We start from the raw sequence: 7,209 nt of genomic DNA, 5'->3' as shown, positions 1-7,209 counted from the left end.
TCGGTGCTCAAAACCCTCGGCGCGCATGGCGCCGATGCGGGGCTCAGGATCGGCGATAACGAGCCGTATGATTGGCGCCAGGCAGTCGGCTATACGCTGAACCGCCACGGGCTGGAGCAGGGCAGGCCCTGCCTCTATCTCGAAGTCCGCAACGACCTGCTATCCGATCCGGAAACTTTCGGGCTCATCAGCCAGACCCTGGAGACAAGCTTTGCCACTGTCGCGATGTCACTATGGCCGAAATCAGCCGTAGCCGTCTAAAGGCTGGACGCCCTCAGGCCACGCCGCTAGAGCTTGTCGAATTGGAAACACGACAGCCAAGGGCGTGGGCGATGCAGGGCAATGTGGGCAGCAAGATCAGGGATGCGCGCAAGGAGCAGAACATCACGCTGCGCGACCTCAGCGAGCGCTCCGGCCTTTCGGTCTCGCAACTGTCGAAGCTCGAAAACGGCAAGGCGCGCCTGACGGTCGACGTGGCGCTGATGATTGCCGGCGTACTGCATGTGCCGGTGGCATCCTTCCTGTTCAGCCCTAAGCCGGGCATGCAGGCGCGCCGCTCGATCACGCGCGCCGGCAGCGGCATCCTGCATCACGGCAACGCCATGGAATTCGAGGTGCTGTGCAGCGATTTTCGCGACAAGACCAACATTTTCTGGCGCGTCACGCTGCGGGCAAGGAGCTTTGAGGAGAATGGCGGCTGGCGCAGCCATTCGGGCGAAGAGTTCATCCATGTGCTCAGCGGCAGCCTGGAACTGCATACGGTCCACTATGACCCGACGGTGCTGCAACCAGGCGACAGCATCCTGTTCGACGGCGAAATGCGGCACGCTTATATCGCGCTCGGCGATGAGCCCGTCGTCATGCTGATGTCGAACACGGTTCCGCGCGATGGGCTGCCGGCCGGCGCCGTGGTCTGATTCCTGCCGGCCGGATTCGAGGCCAAAAGTTAAGCTCCCCAAGAATATTTTCTAAAATGGAAAAAAATACTTGTTATGGAAAAGTCTGGGGTCTAGCATCCTGATGAGCGGCTGACAGGAGAAAAAGCCATCGGCCGGGATGGGGAGATGTGACCGATGCTGTCGGTTGAGGCAGTCAGCAAGACCTTTGGCGGCGTGCAGGCCTTGCGCAGTGCTTCGCTGTCCTGCGCGGCCGGCGAAATCCTCGGCCTGATCGGTCCCAACGGTGCGGGAAAATCCACACTGGTCAACGCCATCTCCGGTGTACTCCGGCCGGACACCGGCAGTGTGAAGCTGGCGGGCAAGGAAATCACGGGCCACGGTCCCGAGCATTGCGCGCGGGCCGGCGTCGGCCGCACCTTCCAGACCATCCGGCTGTTCAGGGATTTGACCGTCCGGCAGAATGTCGAGGTCGCCCATATCACCTGTCGCTCGGTCCGCCCCGATGTCGCGGCCCGCATCGGCGTCGACCGGCTGCTTGCCCAGTATCAACTGGACGGCTTCGCCGATATTCCGGCCGGAACCCTGTCCTACGGCAGCCAGCGCCGGCTCGAAATCGCCCGTGCGCTGGCGCTCGGTCCGCTGCTGCTTCTGCTCGACGAGCCAGCGGCCGGGCTCAATGAAGACGAATCCGAGACACTGGCGGTGGCGATCGAGGGCATTCGCCGCGATGTCGGCTGCGCGACCATCGTCATCGATCACGATCTGCGTTTCATAAACCGGCTTTGCGACCGGCTCTGCGTCATGGACCAAGGCCAGGTGATCGCATCCGGGCAGACCGAAGAGGTGTGGCGCGATCCGCGCGTCATCGAGGTTTATGTCGGGCAGTCCGAGACATCGTGACGGCGCCTGGAACTGCAACAACAAGGGAGAAGGAGGGGTTCAATGGACAGGATGATCTTGGGGGCCACGATTGCCGCGGCGGGGCTCTTGCAGGTGGCGCATGCCGGCGCTGCCGATCTGAAGATCGGGCTCGCCGTGGCGATGACCGGGACCTATGCGCCTTACAGCGAGGCCGAAGGCGCGCGCTGCATGGCCGACAAATTGAACAAGGCGGCTGGCGCCGGTGATCCCAAGGTGGAGCTGATGATCGAGGACAACCGTTCCGATCCGCAGCTTTCGGTTTCGCTCGGTCAGAAATTCCTCGATGCCGGTGCGCAGGTCATCACCGGCGTGCCGTTCCCGGATGCGCTGATCCCGACCGCCCAGATCGCAGAGCCCTATGGCGCGACGGTGTTTTCGGCGCCGAACACCCAGATCGAGATGCAGCAGGCCGGTCTCGACAATTTCATTGCCGGCGCGGTGCCTGACCCGATCAATGCGGCGGCAACCGCGAATGCGCTTTACGGCAAGGGCGCGCGCACCGTGGCGCTGCTGGTCTCGCCCGATGCCGGCTCCTACTCGGAAAAACTGCCGGAATGGTTCGGCGAGGTGTTCGAGCATCTCGGCGGCAAGGTCGTCTCCAAGCTCAACTATTCCTGGGCACGACGGACTGGTCGCCGCAGATCGCCAGCATCAAGGCATTGCCGCAGAAGCCGGATGCCATCCATGTCTGCGGCGTGCTGCCCGATGTCGGCATCCTCATTCGCCAGTTGCGCGCCAACGGCTATGACGGCTGGGTCGCCGGTTGCGACGCCTTCGACGACAAGTCGCTGGAAGGAACCGTCGGCGATCCGGCGTCGCTTGAGAAGGTGATGTTCGCCACCCATGGCGCGACCGGCGTCGACAGCCCGATCGACCAGTTCCTGGCGCAGTGCAAGGCCGACGGCTACAAGATCAACGGCATCTTCGATGCGCTCGGCGCCGACATGGTGCAGATCAGCTATGAGGCGGCGAAGAAGTCCGGCACCATCGAGCCTGCCGCCTTGCGCGAAGCGATCCGCGCCCCGGGCGGCTATCCCGGCACGACCGCGCCGATCATCTCGTTTGCCGAAAAGAAGGGCTATCCGGTCAAGGCCGTGCCGGTGATGGGATTCTCCGGTGGCAAACGCGTGCTGATCACCGACGCGCAGCCGACCTTCGTCCCAGCGTTGAACTGATTGGCAAAGCTTTTTCGATGATGCCGCGAGCGACAATCCGGGCCGGTTCGTGCTGAAGGTCGAGAATCTGGGCGTGCGCTATGGCGCGGTTGCCGCCGTGCGCGACCTGTCGCTGTCGGTGGGGCAGGGCGAGCTTGTCGCCCTGCTTGGCCCGAACGGCGCCGGCAAGAGCTCGACCATCAATGCCCTGACGGGCCTTGTCGCACCATCGGCCGGCCGTATCGTGCTTGACGGTCAGGACATATCGCGCGTTCGAACCGAGGATCGCATTCGCGCCGGCCTGACGTCGACGCCGGAAGGCCGGCGCATTTTCGCCAATTTGACGGTTGGCGAGAACCTGCGGCTGGGTGCGGCGACGCGGCGCGATCCCAAGGGCGTGCGCCAGGATATGGAGCGCTTCCTCGCTCTGTTTCCGGTCCTCTCCGAACGATACGCGCAGGCAGCCGGCACGCTTTCTGGGGGCGAGCAGCAGATGCTGGCCATTGCGCGATCGCTGATGTCGCGGCCAAAGCTTCTGCTTCTCGACGAGCCCTCGCTGGGGCTGGCGCCGAAGATCGTCGTGCGGATCTTCGATTTCATCGGCCAGCTCAAGGCCGAGGGGCTGACGCTGCTGGTGGTCGAGCAGAACGCCAGGCAGGCGCTGCGCTTCGCCGACCGCGTCTATGTCATGAGTTCCGGCGTGCTTCGCTTCGACGGGCCGCCGTCCGGGCTCGCCGACGAACATGGCCTCCTCAATCTCTATATCGGCGGATAGGCGCGGCATGGACTACGCTCTGCAGCAACTTTTGAACGCACTTGCCTTCGGTGCGGAATATTCGCTGGTGGCGCTTGGCCTGGCGGTGGTGTTTTCGATCATGGGGCTGGTGAATTTCGCCCATGGCGAGATCATCGGCGTTTCGGCCTACAGCGTGTTCCTGGCGGCGGCGCTGGGGCTTACGTCGCCAATCGTCGCGGTTCTACTCGCCATCGCCGCGGCGGCGCTGGCGGCGATCGCTTTCGAGCGCGTGGCGTTCCGCCCGGTTCGCTATGCACCGACGACGACGGGATTGCTGACGGCCTTTGGCGTCAGCATCGTCGTGCAGAACCTGTTCATGCTGCTGATCTCGCCGAAGCCGCAATCGGTCTCGATCCTCAATGGCCTGAACCAGATGTGGTTCTTCGGGCCGTTCGCGGTGTCGTCGCTTCAGGTCATGGAATTGATCGTCTCCGGCCTGACCATCCTGGCCCTGGTGCTTTTCCTCAACCGGTCGACGCTCGGTCTGGCGATCCGCGCGGCCTCGCGCGATTTCGCCACCGTTCGCCTGATGGGCATCAGGGCCAACCGGGTGATTGCCACTGCCTTCGCTGTTTCGGGCGCATTGGCCGGCATCGCGGCGGTGTTCATCATGGCGCGGCGCGGCAGCGTCTCGCCCGATCTCGGCTTCAGCCTGGTGCTGAAGGCTTTCGTCGCCTGCGTCATCGGCGGCTTCGGCTCGCTTCCCGGGGCGGCGGTCGGCGGCATGCTGCTCGGCTTCATCGAAGTCGGCCTGCTGGTCGTCTTGCCGCAGGAATATGGGGGCTTCAAGGACGCGCTTACCTACGTGATCATCGTCGCGCTCCTCGTCTACCGACCGGAAGGCCTGCTTGGCCAACGGGTCGAACTCGGCGACAAGGAGATCTGAGGTGGCGAGAACCGAGGTGGCGAGATCAGAGATGTCGCAGGCGATCGAAAACACCGCGCCTGTCGCTGCCACACGGCCCGGCGGCGCGCTGGCGCGCTCGCTCATCGGCGGGCTGGTGACGTCGTTGCCGGTGCTGGTGGTCGGACTGCTGATCCTGAACTTCGCGCCGACCTACCACACCTTCCTGGCGCTCGGCGCCTTTGTGAACCTGATCGTCGTCGTCGGCCTGCAAGTGTTCATGGGCAACAGCAACATCGCCAATCTCGGCCACAGCGCCTTTGTCGGCCTTGGCGCCTATGGCGTGGCCATCCTGTCGACACCGCTGGCGATGAAGAAGCTTTCCATCCCCAATGCCCCGTTCGGGTTCGCGACGCTGGAACTCGACCCCGTCTCATCGGCGCTGCTCGCGCTGCTTGCGGTCGGCATTCTGGCTTTGATCAGCGGCAAGGTCATCAGCCGCCTCTCGGGCGTCGCCGCAACGATTGTCAGCCTGGCGCTGCTGATCATCGTCCATTCGGTGTTCCTGAACTGGACCGACCTGTTCAAGGGCAACCAGGCCTTCTTCGGCATTCCGAAAGTGGTCGGCCTGCCGTGGATGATGGTGATGTCGGTCGTGGTGATCGTGCTGGCACGGCTGTTCAAAGACAGCCGCTGGGGCATGCAGCTGAGGGCTAGCGCGCAGAGTCCGCAAGCGGCCGCCGCGCTCGGTATCGATGCCCGGCGCCTGCGCCTCATGTCATGGGTGCTGTCGGCGCTGATCTGCGGCCTGGCTGGTGTTCTCTACGCCTATTTCGCCGGCACGATCAGCCCGAAGCTGTTCTACTTCCAGATGATCTTCATGACGCTGGCGATGCTGATCCTCGGCGGCATGGCGACGGTGACGGGCGCGGTGACCGGCGTCATCGTGCTTTCGGTCGGGCTCGAATTTATCCGCAGCATCGAATCCGGCGTGACGATTGCCGGTATCCAGCTGCCGCAATTGCTCGGTCTGTCCGGCGTCGCACTTGGCGTCGTCATCGTGCTTTGCATGGCCTTTCGGCCAAGCGGCATCAGCGGCCGCTACGAACTGGACGAGTTGCTGTCGCGATTTTTCAGGCACGCAAAGTAGCGATGCCTGGTGTTTTCTGGTGGAGGTTGAAAGTGGAATTTGAGGACAGGGTCGCGGCGTACGCGCCCAAGCTCAAGGCGCTGCAGAGCAAGCTGGCAGCCGACGGCGTCGAATTTATCGAGATCCATACGGTTGACACGTCAGGCGCCTTTCGCTCCAAGATCGCGCCGCTGAAATTGTCGAGTTACGGCGAAGCGATCAACGCCATCCTCTATTGCGTAACCCATGGCGACGGTCAGCCGATGGGCGACGTGGCCTTCGCTTCGGCAAGCGCCAATGAAGAGAATGGCTTTCCCAACATCAAGGGCATCATCGACCCGGCGACCGTCGTCCAGCACGGCTGGAAGCCGAGATTCGCCTCGGCCATCACCCGCGCCTACATGCTCGACGGCGCGGTCTGCCCGTTCGATCCGCGCGGCGTCCTGGCCAAGGTCGAGGAGCGGGCCAATGCGCTTGGCTACGAGGCGCGCTTTGCGCTCGAATATGAGTTCGGCATTTTTCACGCCGACCATGATTTGATGCGCGCCGGCCGTTATCGCGAGTTGAAGCCCTGGGGCCATTCGCTGATCAATTACGACCTGGTGCGCAGCGGCGAGTACCAGGATTTCGCCGCTGAATTCATCACCCGCATGAAAAGCATCGGCATCGGCGTGGCCTCTCTGGTGACCGAATACGGTTTTGGCATGTATGAATACGCGCTGACGCCAAAGACGGCGCTGCAGGCGGCCGACGACGCCATGCGCGCCAAGCTGCACCTGCGCGAACTCTGCGCCGAGCGCGGGCTGGTCGCGACCTTCATGACGCGGTTCCAGCCGCCGGGCAAGGAAAGCGCCTGCGGCGCGCATCATCATGTCAGCTTGTGGCGCGACGGCAAGCCGGCCTTTGCCGCCGGGCCGGGCCGGCTGACGCCGGTCGCCGAGAAATTCGTCGCCGGCGTGCTAAACCGGATGCAGGAAACGCATCTGTTGTTCCGGCCGACGGTCAATTCCTATCGCCGCTTCGATCGTGGTGCCTGGTCGCCGGAAGACGTTGCCTGGGGATTCGAGAACCGCACCGCGCCGATCCGCGCCATCACCACGCCCAATGATGGCGCCTGCCGGCTGGAGCATCGCGCGCCCGGAGCCGACATCAACCCGTATCTGTCGATCGCGGCGATCCTGGTGGCGGGCTGCGAGGGGATCGAAAAGGATCTTTCGCTCGAGGCGCCGGTGACATCGAACCTCGCCAATCTCGACAAGCCGAAATTGCCGCGCACGCTCAACGCCTCGATCGAAGCCTTCGCCGCATCCGATTTCTGCGCCGAGGCCTTCGGCGAGGTGTTTCGCGACAATTACGCCGAGAGCCGGCGCGCCGAGCAAGCAGCGTTCGACGCCTGGCAGGCATCGCATATCACCGACTTCGAATGGCAGCGCTATTTCGTCAGCTGAAGCGAGCGAATTTGCCCG

At 63.6% G+C, this 7,209-nt stretch carries 6 protein-coding genes and 2 pseudogenes; all 8 read left to right on the top strand.

Features of this window, described 5'->3' with window-relative positions:
- A pseudogene (locus MESS2_RS21955) lies at positions 1-261 on the top strand (hypothetical protein); the annotation flags it as partial.
- Positions 262-332: 71 nt separating this feature from the next.
- Positions 333-917 (top strand): helix-turn-helix domain-containing protein, encoded by a 585-nt coding sequence (locus MESS2_RS21950; RefSeq protein WP_008876653.1) that lies wholly within the window; start codon positions 333-335, stop codon positions 915-917.
- Between the two features lie 156 nt (positions 918-1,073).
- A complete protein-coding gene (locus tag MESS2_RS21945) occupies positions 1,074-1,799 on the top strand; it encodes an ABC transporter ATP-binding protein (RefSeq protein WP_008876652.1) in 726 nt (241 codons plus the stop codon).
- 42 nt (positions 1,800-1,841) lie between these two features.
- A pseudogene (locus MESS2_RS34170) lies at positions 1,842-2,995 on the top strand (ABC transporter substrate-binding protein).
- Between the two features lie 49 nt (positions 2,996-3,044).
- Entirely contained in the window at positions 3,045-3,749 is a 705-nt protein-coding gene (locus MESS2_RS21935; protein WP_008876649.1) for an ABC transporter ATP-binding protein, read from the top strand.
- 7 nt (positions 3,750-3,756) lie between these two features.
- Positions 3,757-4,656, top strand: coding sequence for a branched-chain amino acid ABC transporter permease (locus MESS2_RS21930; RefSeq protein ID WP_008876648.1), 900 nt, complete (start codon positions 3,757-3,759; stop codon positions 4,654-4,656).
- 1 nt (position 4,657) lies between these two features.
- Complete coding sequence (locus tag MESS2_RS21925) at positions 4,658-5,764, top strand: branched-chain amino acid ABC transporter permease (RefSeq protein WP_244440044.1); 1,107 nt, start codon at positions 4,658-4,660, stop codon at positions 5,762-5,764.
- A 32-nt stretch (positions 5,765-5,796) separates the two neighbouring features.
- Positions 5,797-7,191, top strand: a complete 1,395-nt coding sequence (locus MESS2_RS21920; RefSeq protein WP_008876646.1) for a glutamine synthetase family protein — start codon at positions 5,797-5,799, stop codon at positions 7,189-7,191.
- The last annotated feature ends 18 nt before the right edge of the window (positions 7,192-7,209 follow it).

It is taken from the genome of Mesorhizobium metallidurans STM 2683 (genome assembly GCF_000350085.1).
Taxonomy (GTDB): domain Bacteria; phylum Pseudomonadota; class Alphaproteobacteria; order Rhizobiales; family Rhizobiaceae; genus Mesorhizobium; species Mesorhizobium metallidurans.
Note: the sequence above shows the minus strand (reverse complement) of the source record. Positions and strands in the feature narration are given on the sequence as shown.